At 49.9% G+C, this 14,997-nt stretch carries 12 protein-coding genes; 2 read left to right on the forward strand and 10 right to left on the reverse strand.

Annotated elements, in window-relative coordinates; genetic code table 11:
* Positions 1–34: 34 nt before the first annotated feature.
* The 5 genes from AC0WRU_RS22255 to ftsE all read right to left on the reverse strand — a co-directional run bounded on the left by AC0WRU_RS22255 (position 35) and on the right by ftsE (position 6,147).
* Entirely contained in the window at positions 35–1,345 is a 1,311-nt protein-coding gene (locus AC0WRU_RS22255) for a serine protease (RefSeq protein ID WP_476126324.1), read from the reverse strand.
* A gap of 165 nt (positions 1,346–1,510) precedes the next feature.
* Complete coding sequence (locus tag AC0WRU_RS22260; RefSeq protein WP_476126325.1) at positions 1,511–2,977, reverse strand: S41 family peptidase; 1,467 nt, start codon at positions 2,975–2,977, stop codon at positions 1,511–1,513.
* Between the two features lie 208 nt (positions 2,978–3,185).
* On the reverse strand, positions 3,186–4,469 hold the full coding sequence (locus AC0WRU_RS22265; protein WP_476126326.1) for a murein hydrolase activator EnvC family protein: 1,284 nt from the start codon (positions 4,467–4,469) through the stop codon (positions 3,186–3,188).
* An 84-nt stretch (positions 4,470–4,553) separates the two neighbouring features.
* Entirely contained in the window at positions 4,554–5,471 is a 918-nt protein-coding gene (gene ftsX / locus AC0WRU_RS22270) for a permease-like cell division protein FtsX (RefSeq protein WP_476126327.1), read from the reverse strand.
* The gene (ftsE, locus tag AC0WRU_RS22275; protein WP_014278394.1) at positions 5,461–6,147 is read right to left on the reverse strand and encodes a cell division ATP-binding protein FtsE; all 687 of its coding nucleotides are present in this window, start codon (positions 6,145–6,147) and stop codon (positions 5,461–5,463) included. The genes ftsX and ftsE overlap by 11 nt, the downstream gene beginning before the upstream one ends.
* Before the next feature lie 224 nt (positions 6,148–6,371).
* Between ftsE and AC0WRU_RS22280 the strand changes: the two genes are divergently transcribed.
* A complete protein-coding gene (locus tag AC0WRU_RS22280; protein WP_476126328.1) occupies positions 6,372–7,790 on the forward strand; it encodes a VanW family protein in 1,419 nt (472 codons plus the stop codon).
* A 145-nt stretch (positions 7,791–7,935) separates the two neighbouring features.
* Here AC0WRU_RS22280 and AC0WRU_RS22285 read toward each other — a convergent pair whose 3' ends face one another.
* Positions 7,936–9,093, reverse strand: a complete 1,158-nt coding sequence (locus AC0WRU_RS22285; RefSeq protein ID WP_476126329.1) for an S-layer homology domain-containing protein — start codon at positions 9,091–9,093, stop codon at positions 7,936–7,938.
* Between the two features lie 266 nt (positions 9,094–9,359).
* On the opposite strand from AC0WRU_RS22285, the gene AC0WRU_RS22290 reads away from it, so the two are divergent.
* Positions 9,360–10,148 (forward strand): alpha/beta hydrolase, encoded by a 789-nt coding sequence (locus tag AC0WRU_RS22290; RefSeq protein ID WP_476126330.1) that lies wholly within the window; start codon positions 9,360–9,362, stop codon positions 10,146–10,148.
* A gap of 115 nt (positions 10,149–10,263) precedes the next feature.
* Here the strand turns inward: AC0WRU_RS22290 and AC0WRU_RS22295 are convergent, their stop codons facing one another.
* The 4 genes from AC0WRU_RS22295 to AC0WRU_RS22310 form a co-directional block, all read right to left on the reverse strand.
* Positions 10,264–11,895 (reverse strand): ArnT family glycosyltransferase, encoded by a 1,632-nt coding sequence (locus tag AC0WRU_RS22295; RefSeq protein WP_476126331.1) that lies wholly within the window; start codon positions 11,893–11,895, stop codon positions 10,264–10,266.
* Between the two features lie 110 nt (positions 11,896–12,005).
* Entirely contained in the window at positions 12,006–13,607 is a 1,602-nt protein-coding gene (locus AC0WRU_RS22300; protein WP_476126332.1) for an ArnT family glycosyltransferase, read from the reverse strand.
* On the reverse strand, positions 13,604–14,023 hold the full coding sequence (locus tag AC0WRU_RS22305) for a GtrA family protein (protein WP_476126333.1): 420 nt from the start codon (positions 14,021–14,023) through the stop codon (positions 13,604–13,606). The genes AC0WRU_RS22300 and AC0WRU_RS22305 overlap by 4 nt, the downstream gene beginning before the upstream one ends.
* Positions 13,986–14,993 carry a glycosyltransferase family 2 protein gene (locus AC0WRU_RS22310; RefSeq protein WP_025684145.1) on the reverse strand — a complete coding sequence of 336 codons (1,008 nt, stop codon included), beginning with the start codon at positions 14,991–14,993 and terminating at the stop codon, positions 13,986–13,988. Before AC0WRU_RS22310 ends, AC0WRU_RS22305 begins: the two co-directional genes overlap by 38 nt.
* Between the last annotated feature and the right edge of the window lie 4 nt (positions 14,994–14,997).

The following is a 14,997-nucleotide window of genomic DNA, read 5'->3' on the forward strand; positions in this document are numbered from 1 at the left end:
CCAGTCAAATAAAACTGCCCTCTCGCTGTACTCTTTATTTTTCTATCGTGTCCAAACCTGGACTCTCCGTCTTGGATGCCTGTCCACCTTTACGCCGCCGTGCGCCCAAGCGCATAGCAATAATCCGGTAGATCGAGGCAGGGCGTATGGATACAGCCCAGCTTGCGTCCGCGTCTGGAGCAAGCACGACTCCCAATTGGTGGTGATCGCCATCATACATGCCGCGCTGCACAAACTTGCTCTCACCTTGAAGATTGCGTACCTCCAGCTTGCAAAAAGCGGAGTTGATCCGCAAGGCTTGGTGCAGCTCGTTACGACTGTTCACGACGACGCTGTTCACACGGTAAATGGCCTCGCCGGGCAGAATACCCATCGCCGTCGCCGGACTATCAGGCAGCACAGCCAGTACACGCAGCCCTTGCTCCGGATGAACAAACATAGGGCTGAGGCGGCTCTCCTCCATGTTGCCGTACCAGATCAGCGCCTCATGGGCCAGGAAGGAGAACAACGCTGCCACCAGCGCCAGCGGACTCCACCACGCCGCCAGCAGGCTTAGCAGGAGCAAGGCTACGCTGTAGAGAAGCAGGCGGTTAGACGTTAGCACCGCCTTCTGGCGCGGCAACTGGCCTAGCGTCACGCTGCTGAAGCCCATAAGGACAGGCAAGGCTGCCAGCATATATCCGGTTCCATCACCAAACAGCGGCGTCCACGGAAGCGAAAAGCCTCCCTGAACAGGAACCAGAAGCAACAACGGAATGGGCCAGAGGTCTTCCATCCGGTAGCCTCCGACCAGCCTACCCCGCTTGCCCTCCACGAACAGTGGCGTTGCGGCTTTTCCTCCCTGCCAGCGAACCAACAGCGCCTCAGCCACATGCAGCACAGCAACCAGCACCAGCAACGCCGGAATATCCAATCCACGGATGGCTGCCACCGATGCTCCAAGCGCTCCCACAGGCTGCCAGCCCTCTGCCACGTTCAGAGCAAACTGGGCTACACCCAGCAGGCCCACCGAATAGGCCAGACACAGGTAACGCACGCGTACCAGCATAAGCAGCAATGTGGTCACCCACAGGCATACGATAGAAGCCGAGGTCAGATGGACACTTACGAACATTCCCAGAGCGGACAGGGCCAGCCCCGCGATTAGACCACTCCAGACCACATGCCACGTCTCACCCGCCCAATTATGCAGCTTGGTATGAAAGAGCTTGCGCTCCAGCAGCATTTGCCGACGATAGCCAAGCGCGACAATGAGTATCGAGATATAGTAAAACGGCTGCAAAAGCAGGTACAAGCAAGCATTTAGAACGCTCCATCCCCATTGTAAAGCCCATTCCAAGTTCATTCACACTCCTTATGCCCCTGGCCCGCTGTTCAGCGGATCACGTACATTTCATATCCATTTATTCTATATGAAATTGCCAACGTAGGGAAGACAATCCGGCAGACTGCAAATAAATCCCAAAATAAAAGGAGGCTGTTTCCAGCCCCCTTTGTTGTAGCCTTATTATTATTTCGCTGCGCTGGTCTTCATTTCCTTCCGAATCTCTTCAATCCCCTGCTTGAGTTGATTGTCGTTTTTCGGATCGCGGATTTTTTCGATCAGCTTGGTTTCCATCGCCGCTGCTGTCTTCGCATCAATCACGCCGCTAGCCGTCAGCTTCGCCTGTTTTTGAAAAGCAATAACGGAGCTTTCCGTCACTTTGTCAAAATAGCCGTCTTCGCGGCCCGGCTTGTAGCCCAAGCCTTGTAGAATAATTTGCGCATTTTTCACATCGCCGCTATTCATATTGTATTTCAACGGCTTTTCCTTGTTCAGTGGTGCTGCTGTGAAGAATTCAGGCTGATCCACCGCAATATCCGGTTTAATGCCTTTTTTATGAATCCACGTTCCATTTGGCGTCAGCCATTTGGCAATCGTGATTTTGAGCAGGCTGCCGTCACCCATTTGCTTGTCATAGCTGGTTTGTACAGTTCCTTTACCAAAGGAATTTTCCCCGATCAATACTGCACCAGCCGATTGCTGGAGAGCACCTGCCAGAATTTCGGACGCGCTTGCGCTGCCTTTATTCATGAGCAAAGTCACCGGATAATTTTTGCGTGAACCTTTGGATTTCTCTTCTTCACGCTTCTGGTTCTTGTCTTCCACCTGCACGATCGTTTTGCCAGAAGGTACGAATTGCTGTGCAATATCAATCACGACGGAAAGTACGCCGCCCGGGTTATTACGCACGTCGATGACGAGCCCTTTAAGTCCCTGTTTTTCCAGCTTCGCGAGTTCTTCTTTGAAACGACCTGCTGTATTCAAGGAGAACTGGGTAATCGTAATGACGCCTACACCGCCGCTTTCCATATGAGCCGTCACGGTTTCCATATCAATGCTGTCACGGGTAATGGTGTATTCCATCGGATCAGGAGAGCCGCTGCGCTGAATTTTGACCTTGGCCTGACTACCTTTAGGTCCACGTATTTTGGAAACGGCCTTGTTCAGATCCAATCCGTCCAGCGTTTCACCGTTAACGGACAAAATAATGTCCTTGGAGCGCAGTCCCGCTTTCTCGGCCGGTGAGCCTTTAATTGGCGTTACCACGACCACTTTTCCGTTTTCCGCCGCTACCTCGGCCCCGATTCCAGTAAAGGAGCCTTCAATGGACTGTTCAAACTGCTGTGCTGTTTCTTTGCCCATATAAGAGGAATATGGGTCGCCGAGCGATTCCATCATACCGTTGATGGCTCCGTCCACCAGCTTGGTACGGTCGACGTTCTGATAATATTGCCCCTGGATCAGATCCATCGCTGTCTCGATTTTGCGGATATCACTTCTGGAGGCGGAACTGCTACCTGTCACACTCGCCAGCAGTCCTTCGCCCAGAGCGCTGTTTCCCACTGTCGTCGCTCCAGTATAAGCAAAAGTGAGCAGACTGCCGCCTAGCAGCCCGATCACCATCAAGAGTACCGCTGTACTTTTTTTCAACATCTAATCGTCCACCGCCTTCTATGTTATCTTGTATCCTATTGCCTTACAACGTATATCCATCCACGCAGTATACGTCTAGCTTGTACGGAATATGTTAATTGTATCCTACTCTGTGTCTCAATGCACCTGTTCTGCACCGGGAATACAGCTATTAAAGCAAAGCCCTATTTACAACCGAATTGGTTATAAATAGGGCTTACCATATCTACTATAAATAGTTCATCGGATTTACGGGTTTGTTATTCTCGCGCACCTCAAAATGACAGTGGGGTCCCGTGGAATTGCCCGTCGAACCAACTTCTGCAATTTTTTGCCCGCGTTTCACAGTCTGTCCTGTATGCACCACCGTACCACCATTGCGAATATGTCCGTACAGGGTCCATAGCCCGTCTCCATGGTCAATCACAACCGTGTTTCCATAGCCACTCCACCATTCCGCAACAATGACAACACCGTCTTCTGCTGCATGTATATCGGTTCCCTGCGGAGCCGCCATATCAATGCCTGTGTGGCCTTTAAGCTTGCCACTAATCGGATGTACCCGCATGCCAAAAGTAGATGAGAGTCGGTAATGAGATACAGGCGAAGCCAGCGTGCCTGATCCGCCCGTATACGTACTGGCTGCCGCATGGCTGGATTTCGAGCCGGCGCCTGAGGATGAAGAAGCATATCGCTTGGCCTCAGCGGCACGCGCAGCCGCTCTAGCGCGTGCTGCTTTGGCAGCCTGCTCCGCTCTGAGCTTGTTTTTCTCCTGCACCAGACCCACACGTTTGTTAGCGAGGGCTACCAGCATATCATTTTGCTCTTCGCTGATTTCATCTGACTCGGCAATATCATGATCGTAATTGGCAATCAGTCTTTGCTTCTCTTTCTCCTTCGAATCCAGTTCTGCTTTGGCGTCCTGCTTGAGCGCATACAGCCTCTTGGCATTTTTATATTCCGTGTCGAGCTGCTTCTTCTTGCTTACGACCAGAGCCTTGTCCTTTTTATGCTCGTCCAACAGGATTTGATCCTGCTCCACGATCGTTTTCAGGGAATCCACCCGGCTGAGAAAATCACTAAAGCTGGCCGAGGACATAAGGACGTCCATATACGAGACCGTTCCGTCCGTATACATCAAGCGCACACGGGTTTCCAGCATCTTTTCACGTGCCTGAATGCGGTCAATGGCTTCAGATAAATCTTTTTTGGTTGCACGCAGATTATCTTCGGTTTGATCAATCTGAACCGCTACACGAGTCAACTGGTCGCTGACGCTGTTAATCTGGTCGAGTACAATTTTCAGGTTTTGCACGGTTTTATTTTTGTAATGTTGGGCATACTGTTTATCTTGAGCCGCCTTTTCCTGCTGTTGCTTGGCAGATTGGGCCTGCTTTTCCAATTGATTCAGTTGCGAATTGATTTCATGCATGCTTTTGGCATATCCGTCAGAAGGCTGGATTAGCAATGCGGCTACCAAAGTAGCGGCCAACACAGATCCTGTTTTTTTCAACTTGCACTCCCCATCCTTTATCGCAAAATAACACCGGCTTCCCCGTTCTAAAGAATACCGACTGTGACGTCCACCAATGAATCTTTATACTTTCAAGAACTTGCGCATGGATAGGGTACTGCCTACAATCCCGACGAGCATCCCCAAAATGATTAGCAAGGCACTCAATTGAATCCAAACGCCCTGAAGCGGCATAAGCTTCAACATGTTCAGTGCAATATCGCCTTGAACGGCTGTAAGCAAACGCTGATAACCAGCAAACAAAATACCTACCGTAATCACGGAACCCATCAGGCCAATAAGCGCACCTTCAATAAAAAATGGCCATCGTATAAAAAAGTTGGTCGCACCAACCAGTTTCATAATGCCAATCTCTTTGCGTCGTGCCAAAATGGTCACGCGGATCGTATTCGAAATCAGGAACATGGACATAAGTCCCAATCCAGCTACGAATACAAAGCCTACATTACGGATGAGCTTGGTAATGGTGAAGAGCGTCTCCACGGTACCTTTTCCGTAACGGACCTTTAAAATCGGTTTCTCCGGATGTATCGTATTCAGCTTCTCAATCTTCTCAGCCACAAATGGGACCGTCGTCGGCTCAATGACCTCTACAACGATTTTGTCTGGAAGCGGATTGCTGTCCTTATCAAAACCCTCCAGCAGCTCCTTGCCGCTGTCTCCCAAATCTTTTCGCAGCTCCTCCAAGCCTTGAGCTTTGGTGATAAAGGTGGCTTTGCTAATTTCCGGCATCGCCGCGATTTCCTTTTGCAGCGTTTCACGCATGCTTTGCTCCACATTCAGCTCCAAAAATACGTTAACCTCCACCTGGCTATCCGCCTGGTCAGCCAGGGAGTTGACGTTGAGAACCAGCATAATAAACACACCCAGTATAAGCAGTGACACAACAATCGAGGTGACGGATGCCACGGACATCCAGCCATTGCGGAATATGTTTTTGAAGCCTTCCCGCAGATGACGCAAGAAGGTATTAAAAGTCATATCCGTACTCCCCTCTCACCTGATCCCTTACGATGTTGCCATTTTCGATGGCAATGACGCGTTTACGCATGGAGTTTACGATGTCCTTATTGTGTGTCGCCATCACAATGGTCGTGCCGCGAAAATTAATTTCGTCCAGCAACTGCATGATCTCCCACGATGTTTCGGGGTCCAGATTACCTGTGGGTTCATCGGCAATGATCACGGACGGATTGTTGACGATAGCCCGTGCGATAGCTACGCGCTGCTGCTCCCCACCGGAAAGCTGGGCAGGCTCGCGATTCATTTTCGTTTTCAAGCCAACCAGTTCGAGCACTTCCGGCACCCGCTTGCGAATCAGCTTCTTGGGAGCCTCAATGACTTCCATCGCAAAAGCGACATTCTCATAGGCCGTCAAACGCGGCAAAAGCCGGAAATCCTGAAAAATGACTCCGATGTTGCGACGAACGTAGGGGATTTTACGCTGCTTGAGCTTCCCGATATTAAATCCATTAACTGAAATTTGCCCCTTGGTCGGTACTTCTTCTCTATAAATAAGCTTCATAAAAGTCGATTTACCCGCCCCGGACGGGCCGACTACGTATACGAATTCATTACGGTCAATTTTGACCGATACTCCCTGAAGTGCGTGGGTTCCATTAGTATAGGTCTTCCACACATCCTGCATTTCAATCACTCGATCACTTCCCGTTGCTTAATCATATTACGTATAACTTAATATCCATTCGACATATTCCATGCATTTCCTTTAAAAAGTTCCGTATTTCATCATACCGTTTATCATTGTAACAAATTTGTTACCTAAATAGTACCGAAAGTTTTCCGCTTTTGGCACATATATATGAATATTATGGCACATGAATACGCTGCCAAGCTTACGAGACAGGAGACAGCCGCATTATGAAAAAAATTCATTTATCCTTCATCTGGATATGGACTGTAATTCTGGCGTTGGCCGTGTTGTGGGGAGGACTGCATCTGTACGCCGACAGGCAAACACTGCCGAAGAGCATAACAGTCGGAGCAGTCAATGTGGGAAACATGGATAAAACAGCCGCGCTCCGACTGCTGGACACGGAGCTGAATGCATTGAAGCAACGCCCCCTGATCCTGACGGACAGCGACAGTAGCGCGCAGGATATCAAGCTTACCCTTGGGGAAGCGGGTATCCACTATGAAGCGAAGGCATTCCGTGATGCCGTGAACGCGCTCGGCTCGAAGCATCTTTGGACTCGCGCACTGACACGGTTTTCCTTTGGAAAAGAATGGACCCTCACACCTTCCCGGCAGGAGTCGGCCTTGCAGGCCAGGCTGGGAGCCGATTGGGAGGAACAGCGATACGGCAAACCTGTCAATGCCACGCGCCAGATCGACGGGGACGATCAGGTTCGCTATATTTCGGGCCGCTCTGCCAGTCGCCTGGATTGGCCCAAACTGGGCGTAGCGCTGGATAAGGCGCTACCCAAGGATTTTACTGCTTCCGGGGAGCCGGTGCGGGTGGAGTTGCCGTTCCGTCAGTTGGAGCCGGACATTACCGTCGACGCTCTGCGAAGCGAAGGGATTGAGCGCAAAATTGTCCAGTTTTCCACCAGCCTCGGCAGCAGCTCGGAAGGACGTGTGTACAACGTCAATTCGGCGGCAAGCACCGTTGACGGTTTGATTCTCAAGCCGGGCGAGATATTCGATTATGGTCAAATCATTGCCAAGGCTGAGCGCACACACGGCTTTCGTGAAGCTCCGGTGATCGTGAACGGGCAGCTGGAACTGGGCATCGGCGGCGGGATTTGTCAGGTATCCAGCACCGTCTACAATGCGGCGCTGCGAGTCGGTCTGGACATTGTTGAGCGCCGCAACCATTCCTTACCGGTCAGCTATTTGCCCAAAGGGCAGGATGCGACTTTTGCTACGGGGTCCATCAATTTCCGTTTCAAAAACAATACAGGCAAGCATCTGCTCCTTCGTGCTGCCGTCCAAAATCGACTGCTTACCGTCAAATTTTTCGGCACCTTCCCGTCCAATGTGTCCTATGAGCTGGAATCGCGTACGGTTCGTGTATTACCCATCCCAGAGAAGACAATTCGCAATGACTCACTAGCCCCCGGCTTCTATCAGGTGCTTCGGCAGGGCAAGGCAGGATACGTGGTGGAAACATATCGAATGAAGATTGTAGATGGCAAGACCGTGGAACGCACCCGAATCAGCCGTGATACTTACCGTGCGCAGCAGCACATTGTGGCTGTTCGCGGCGGAAGCGCATCACCTGAGCCGCAGACACGCGAACAGCAGGAGCCTATTGTAGAAGATGGCATAAGTGAATAAAGCTCGCATAGCAGCATAACAAAAATCCCCCTTCAACTACCGTCTGGATTGAGTACCAGCGGAGTTCAAGGGGGATTTTAGCGCGACAGATTCAAAATTTCGATATCAAAATCACGAATTGCCGATATGAAGTGACGGGATAGTTTTACTCGCTGCGTTTGCCTGAAACGGAAATTTCTACAGGCGAACTTTCCTTACCATCGGCATCCACAGCTTTGATAACCAGTCTAACAGTGGCTTTTTGAGTAAGCACGTTAATACTGAACATGCCGTCGTCCTTGGCTACTGCGCTACCGATTGGCAGATCATTGGAATAGGCGGTTACCGTGGAACCTGCTTTAGCTGTCCCCGTAATTGTACCTTCACCGTCATACACTTCGTTTACTTTAAGTGTATCGCTGGTAGCTACCGCATCAGTGTTTGTATCTGTTGTTGTATCGGTGCTTGTATCTGTTGTTGTGGAGCTGTCCGAAGTATCCGTAGTCGTATTAGTGCTGTTGTTCGTTGTGCTGTCTGTGCTGGTACTGCTATCTTCTGTTTCGCTTCCAGAAGAAGTAGACGTGTTACCATACGTCGAATCCGTAACGTTACTGTATGTGGAATCTGTTACCGTTCCGCCAGGAGTCGATGTAAGATTATCAACCGCGCTCAGGTTGTAACCGGAAGCTGCATCCAGAATGGCAACCGCTTCTGCGCGTGTCAGCGACTTCAATGGCTGGAATTTACCATCAGGATAACCGTTGATGATTTTTTGTTCCGCAGCGGCGGCTACACTTTTCTTCGCCCATGATCCGATTTTGTCGGAGTCTATGAACTTGGTGACATCTGCCGCGTTACCTGCTGTCAGTCCAATGGCTTTGCCCACAATAGCCGCAGCTTCCTGACGCGTTACTTTTCCATTCGGTTTGAGCTTGTTATCTGCATAGCCGCTTATGTAACCTGCATTCACAGCATTTGTCAGCTCATTGTATGCCCAGTGCGAAGCTGGTACATCTGTGAATGTTCTGCTTCCATTACCGTTTACCTGAACACTGCCCGCATACGTTACGTCCGTCACGGCTGGAGTATCCTGCGTGAACGTACCGAGACTACGGTTCAAGAGAACGATAAATTCTGCACGTGTGATGGCTGCATCCGTTTTCACCGCACCGTCTAATTTTCCTGTAGCCGACCAACGTTGTACTTGGTCTCCTGCCCAATGACCGCTTGTATTCTGAGGGGCGGCTGCTGCTACGCTGAATGCGCTAAGAATAAGACCTGTGCTCAATACACTAGTAACTGTGTTTCTGAACTTATTTCCCATACTCTGAATTCCTCCTTTGATTGGCTTCACCATTCTTTTTTAAACACTTTACCAGAAATCAAACCCAAATAACCCCCAAATTAAAAAAATCGTCCCATATAACCATAACCCGTCCTTATGTAGGATACATGAGACTTGGGACTTAATGCCTAGTTATTTACTTGGATATGTATATTTGGACAGACTACGTTATACTGAATGAATCATCGGTCGTATGTTAAATCACTGCATGAGGTCACAAAATCCTTAGTAAAAGAGGTTTTCTTATGGCTCTTATTCAATGTCAGTTTTATTCGGAAGTTCTTGGCTTGAGCACATCCATGCATGCTATTCTCCCTCAGGAAACCCATTCGCAGATAGGGCTGGAGGGCAAGCAAGGAACCGGGCCACACCCAACACTGTATTTGCTGCACGGCCTGTCGGACGATGATTCGATCTGGTTACGCAGAACCTCCATTGAACGCTACGTTGCTTCACTCGGTATTGCTGTTGTGATGCCGCAGGTTCACCGGAGTTTTTATACGAATATGGAGCAGGGAGGGGCTTACGAGACCTTTATCAGTGAAGAATTGCCGGCTTTGGCACGCTCCTTCTTTCCCTTGTCCGCCAAGCGGGAAGACAACTTTGTTGCGGGTCTTTCCATGGGCGGGTACGGAGCCTTCAAACTGGCACTCCAGCATCCAGAGCGCTTTGCGGCCGCTGCCAGTCTCTCAGGGGTGATGGATTTACATGCAGCACGCATCGATCCTACGCATAAAGTAATGAGTTCTGCGGAATGGAGTCACATTTTTGGTCCAAATGAAATACGGGGAACAGACCACGATTTGCTGGAGCTGCTGCAACGTCATGCTACCTTGGGGACTTCGCTCCCCCGGCTCTACCAGTGCTGTGGTACGGAGGATTTTCTGTATGAAGGAAACCAGACCTTTCGTAAAGCCTGCGATACTGCCGGGATTCCTCTGACCTACGAAGAGGGTCCAGGGAATCATGAATGGGGATACTGGGACGCAAAAATTCAGGATGTCCTCGCTTGGCTGCCGCTCAAGGGGCGGTAAATAGGTGTAAAAAAATACCCGCAGCTTCCCTCGCCGTATCATGGCGAAGTGGTTAAGCTGTGGGTATTCGTTATGAAGCGATATGCTAACCAATACTTCATGGTCCTGCCACACATCAAGGAGCTGTCGTCGTAGCCGTAGATGGAGATTCGGATTGTGACTTGGGTAGCACTTTGTACAAGCGCCATTCCCCGTTAAACTCGCGTTCGAGCTGAACCCAGGGTGCTCCTTTTTCATACAAATTCGGATACACCATGTTGATTTTACTCAGTGGCATGTCCGACTTGATCTGGGGTACAAGGATATAATCCACATGACTTTCCTGCGGATAGCTTAATGCCCTGTTAAACGTATAATCACTCGTGATTAGAAAGCGCTTTGGATACTGGCTATACACGATCATGGTGTAGGCTGAGGCCGAATCGGTCATAATGGTCGACTTGGGCAAATGCTCATCCAGCCAGACCGCAATTTTCCGGTCCGATTCCTGTCTCACATAGTTCACATTACCTGTTCGTGTGAGGAAGCTGTTCTCATCCGGCGCGATATCCGGGCGAGTCAGCGCATAAGAGAGTAATCCGGCGGTAAGCACCAGACTGACAGATACCAGACCAAAGGCCGCCCGTCGCCCTCTCCCCTGGAGCTGGCTCAGCTCATACGGCAGCCAGGCGACGGTAATCGGGAACACATACATAAAATAGCGGAACCATCCATATGAAGATTGCTTCATCATGAGTAAAAATTGTAAACCCGGCACAGACAGGAACAACAGCAAAATAATCAGCGTTCCCCACCGCAACAACCGCCCGCTTAACAGGCGAATGAACAGAATAGCGAACAACGGCACAGAATACCAGAGAGTTTTGGAAGCGATGAATTTCAAGGCAACCAACGGATGAGTAAAAATTTCCACGAATTTATCATCATTTAGCAGCTCTGCCGATTGCGCCGTGTTGGAATACTCCGAATTGAGGAAATAAAAGGCGTTTCCCATAATGAGGTAGTTAAAGAAAATCCAAAGCAGACCGGAAAAGACAACGGGCAGCAGGAGAAGCAGCCAGGTCGCCTCGACCTTATGTAGCTTTTCCCGTAAAGGCAGCTTACGTCTGTCCATGTTCCGGTGAAGAAACAGAACGGCTACGACCACACCGCCTGCCATCGCCCCCCCCAGAGGGACTGCTTCATATCGAGTCCAGAACGCCATGGCAAGCGCTAATCCGGATACGATCAGACTCGCCGTCATGCGGTCCTTGAGCCACAGCGCAAATTCAATCACTGTCATCATAATAAAATATATGTATAGCGAATCGCTCAGTCCGTTAGCACCGAATAGTAAAATAAACGGATTCAGCGCATAGAGCAGCGCCAGCATCAAGCTCATTCCCGAGCCAAGCCCTGTTCTGACACCTGCCCGATACAGCAGCACAGCTGTCAAAGCGGCAAAGGTAGCACTCAGAATGACAGCCGCCAATCCGTAGGATGCTAATGCTGGAAATAACGGATATAGCAGTAATATCACCAGTTCCAAAAGACTGGGCAACGGATTCCAGATGAATCCGATGGCACCCAAATGCGGATCACGGCTATACAGCACATAAAATGCATTGGCTACGCGACTGAGCGCGTCCGTATGCATATATCCCAGTACATAGCTGAAATAGATGCCTGCGGACAGCTCCAGCACAAGTATAAACACAAACAGACCTATAACCATCCATCTGCTTGCAGACCCTTTGCGAAAGGACATTCCTCTCGTTCCCCCTCAAACTTGTTGCGGCGATTCGGCTATAGCCGTACTTTCCACCCTACAGCCGAATCAACCCAACCACGACTACTCTGCTGCCAGAAATACAATTATCATGGCTCTATATCATGTTCCACTTTGTACAACCGCCACTGTCCACTAAAATCACGTATCAGGGAAGCCCACGGAGCGCCCTTTTCAAACAGATCGGGATAGCTTCGATTTACCTGATCCAGTGGAACCCCTTCCACCATGCGCGTTACCAGAACATAATCCACCTTGGAAGCAGGCAGATCCGTTAAGGATTTTCCAAAATCATAGTCGCTCGTAATCATAAATTTCTTTGGAATTTTGCTGCTCAAAATGATTGGATAAGCCGCATAGGAATCTGTCAAAATGAGAGACGAACTATAATGCTCATCCAGCCACGGCGCAATTTTTCGTTCAATTAATTGCCGATCATAGCTTTCATTTCCACTATGCGTCAGGTAGCTGTGTTCATCTGCCGCAATAGCGGGATTGCTGAGCGCATAGGACAACAAGCCTGCTGTAATCAGCATCCCGGCTGTCACCATAGACACTCCGACTCCCCGCATTTTCCCCTTCAATAAACTTAGCTCATATGGCACCCAGGCGATCGTAATCGGGAACACGTACATAAAGTACCGAAACCAGCCGAAAGAAGACTGCTTGAGCATCAGCAAAAATTGAAGACCGGGTACGGATAGGAAGATTGCCAGCAGTGTTAATGTGCTCCAACTGAACAGACGCTTGTCCAATAAACGTACGAGCAAAATTGCAATCAGCGGGGCCGCATACCATGAAGTACGTTGCCCGATAAATTGCAGCATCAGCGCAGGATGGGCAAACATCGCCGCAAAACGCTGATCCTCCAGCAAAGCCGCCGATTGGGTGGCATTGGAATATTCCGAACGTAAAAAATAAAGCGGGTCGCCCATAATAATCCAGTTAAAAAAGATCCAGAGCAGACCGGAAAAGATGATCGGCAGCAATAACAACAGCCAGGTCGCTTCCACCTTGTACAGACGCTCACGGATGGATAATTCCTTTGTATTCCTGTCTTTGGCGATGCGCCGCCCATGTAGAAAAAGAACCGTCAGCAGCACACCCAAAGCCATAGCAACGCCGAGCGGAACTGCTTCATAGCGTACCCAAAAGGCCAAGGCAAGCGCAAAGCCTGACACAATCAAGTGTGCCGTCTTGCGATCCTTCAGCCACATACAGAAACGACTCACCGTCAACAAAATAAAAAAGATATAGGGCGAATCGCTCAAGCCGTTGAAGCCAAATAGAAACATAAACGGATTCAGTGAAAACAACAGCGCGATCAGCAGACTGATACCGCCATGAAGCCCCAGTTGCTTCCCCGTCCCGTACAATAAGGCTACGCTTGCGCCTGCGAACAGGCTACTCACAATGACGGCCGCCAGCCCGTGGGAAGCCAGTACAGGAAATAACGGATAAAACAACAGCACAACCAGCTCCATCAAGCTGGGCAGCGGATTCCATACAAAACCGATAGCTCCCAAATGCGGGTCACGACTGTACAGCACATAAAATGCGTTAGCTACGCGACTGAGGGCATCTGTGTGCATATAACCCAGATACCAGGCAAAATAAATGCCTACAGCCATTTCAAGCGCAGCAATACAAGCAAATAACAACAACGTTTTTCCGTGTTTTTTTAAAATCATGAAGCCTCTTTCTGACGCTTTTGCGGAACGGAGAAAATCCAATAGCGGTTCCAGATGTAATTATGAACGGGCACGATGATGGTGGTCAGTACCTCACCGATCAGATACGGCCAGCCGATCCAGTGAATGGTTGCGTACATAAGACCTGCATTCAAGAGCAGGCCACAGGAGCAGACCAACAAATATTTAAGAAACTGGGTGCGACTCCCCTCGCCGGTGGGCTCGAACGTCCAGTTGCGATTCAGCACATACGAGACGAGCAGCGTCACCACAAATCCTATCGTCGTAGCTGTTACCGCAGGCACCTTGAACAGCTCTACCAGCAGCACAAGCACACCGACATGAATACCTGTACCCAGCAGTCCCACAATACCGTATTTAATGATTGGATACTTTAGATACGAACGTCTGATCATGTTGATTAAACTCCCTATCCACCCACAATCGGTCAGCATTCGCCCGTTTATCTGCGATTAGATAACGGGGGCGGGCTTTGACTTCGTGATATATGGCGGCAATATATTCTCCTACCACTCCAATGGACAGCATGAGGACACTGCCAATGATCAAGAGCAGCAATATGACAGTGGTAAAACCGGTCACAGCGTCACCCATTAATTTGCGCATCAAGGTTTGAATTCCCAAGACGACTGAAATCAGCATAAAAATGATTCCCATCAGACTTACTACCCGCAGCGGTACGGTTGAAAACGAAACAATCGCTTCTGCTGCCAGCCGAAACAGCCCAAACGGACTCCAGCGGCTGGGACCCTCCTCCCGCGGAGCCACCCGGAATGAAATCTGGGTTTTGCGGAAACCAAGCCAGGCCGTCATTCCGCGAAAAAACGGCATCCGCTCAGGCATCGCCATCCACGCGTCCACCACCCGGCGATCCAGCAGCTTATAATCCGAGGCATCTTTGAGGTTAAAGCCTGTCAAACGATTCAAGGTCGCGTAGAACAATGAAGCCCCAAGCTTTTTGCCCATCGACTCTTCTCCCCGGAATTCCTTCACACATTCGACCAGATCGTAGCCCTCATCCTGCCATAAACGCACCATTTCCCCAATCATCTCAGGAGGATGCTGCAAATCGCCGTCCATGACGATGATGGCATCGCCGGAGGCATTTTCCAAACCAGCGCACAGCGCCAGCTCCTTGCCGAAGTTCCGGCTCAGCCGAAGTGCAAGCAGAGAAGGCATACGCCGGGACAATTCAGACAGCTTGAGCCACGTATCATCTTTGGAACCGTCATCTATGACAATCAGCTCATAACGTGAAGTGGCGACAGACAGCACCCCGTCAATCACCTTGAGGGAACGCTCCAGATGCGAGCTTTCATTGTACATGGGAATGACAACGGATAAAAAAGGTGTTTTTGTCTCCATTCTT

It is taken from the genome of Paenibacillus sp. 1-8, assembly GCF_056316205.1.

What these genes read in the sequence shown, in the direction of transcription:
- AC0WRU_RS22255 (WP_476126324.1), bottom strand. Translation starts at nt 1,345, where the DNA reads ATGAACTTGGAATGGGCTTTACAATGGGGATGGAGCGTTCTAAATGCT.
- AC0WRU_RS22260 (WP_476126325.1), bottom strand. Translation starts at nt 2,977, where the DNA reads ATGTTGAAAAAAAGTACAGCGGTACTCTTGATGGTGATCGGGCTGCTA.
- ftsX (WP_476126327.1), bottom strand. Translation starts at nt 5,471, where the DNA reads ATGACTTTTAATACCTTCTTGCGTCATCTGCGGGAAGGCTTCAAAAAC.
- AC0WRU_RS22280 (WP_476126328.1), top strand. Translation starts at nt 6,372, where the DNA reads ATGAAAAAAATTCATTTATCCTTCATCTGGATATGGACTGTAATTCTG.
- AC0WRU_RS22285 (WP_476126329.1), bottom strand. Translation starts at nt 9,093, where the DNA reads ATGGGAAATAAGTTCAGAAACACAGTTACTAGTGTATTGAGCACAGGT.
- AC0WRU_RS22290 (WP_476126330.1), top strand. Translation starts at nt 9,360, where the DNA reads ATGGCTCTTATTCAATGTCAGTTTTATTCGGAAGTTCTTGGCTTGAGC.
- AC0WRU_RS22295 (WP_476126331.1), bottom strand. Translation starts at nt 11,895, where the DNA reads ATGTCCTTTCGCAAAGGGTCTGCAAGCAGATGGATGGTTATAGGTCTG.
- AC0WRU_RS22300 (WP_476126332.1), bottom strand. Translation starts at nt 13,607, where the DNA reads ATGATTTTAAAAAAACACGGAAAAACGTTGTTGTTATTTGCTTGTATT.
- AC0WRU_RS22305 (WP_476126333.1), bottom strand. Translation starts at nt 14,023, where the DNA reads ATGATCAGACGTTCGTATCTAAAGTATCCAATCATTAAATACGGTATT.
- AC0WRU_RS22310 (WP_025684145.1), bottom strand. Translation starts at nt 14,993, where the DNA reads ATGGAGACAAAAACACCTTTTTTATCCGTTGTCATTCCCATGTACAAT.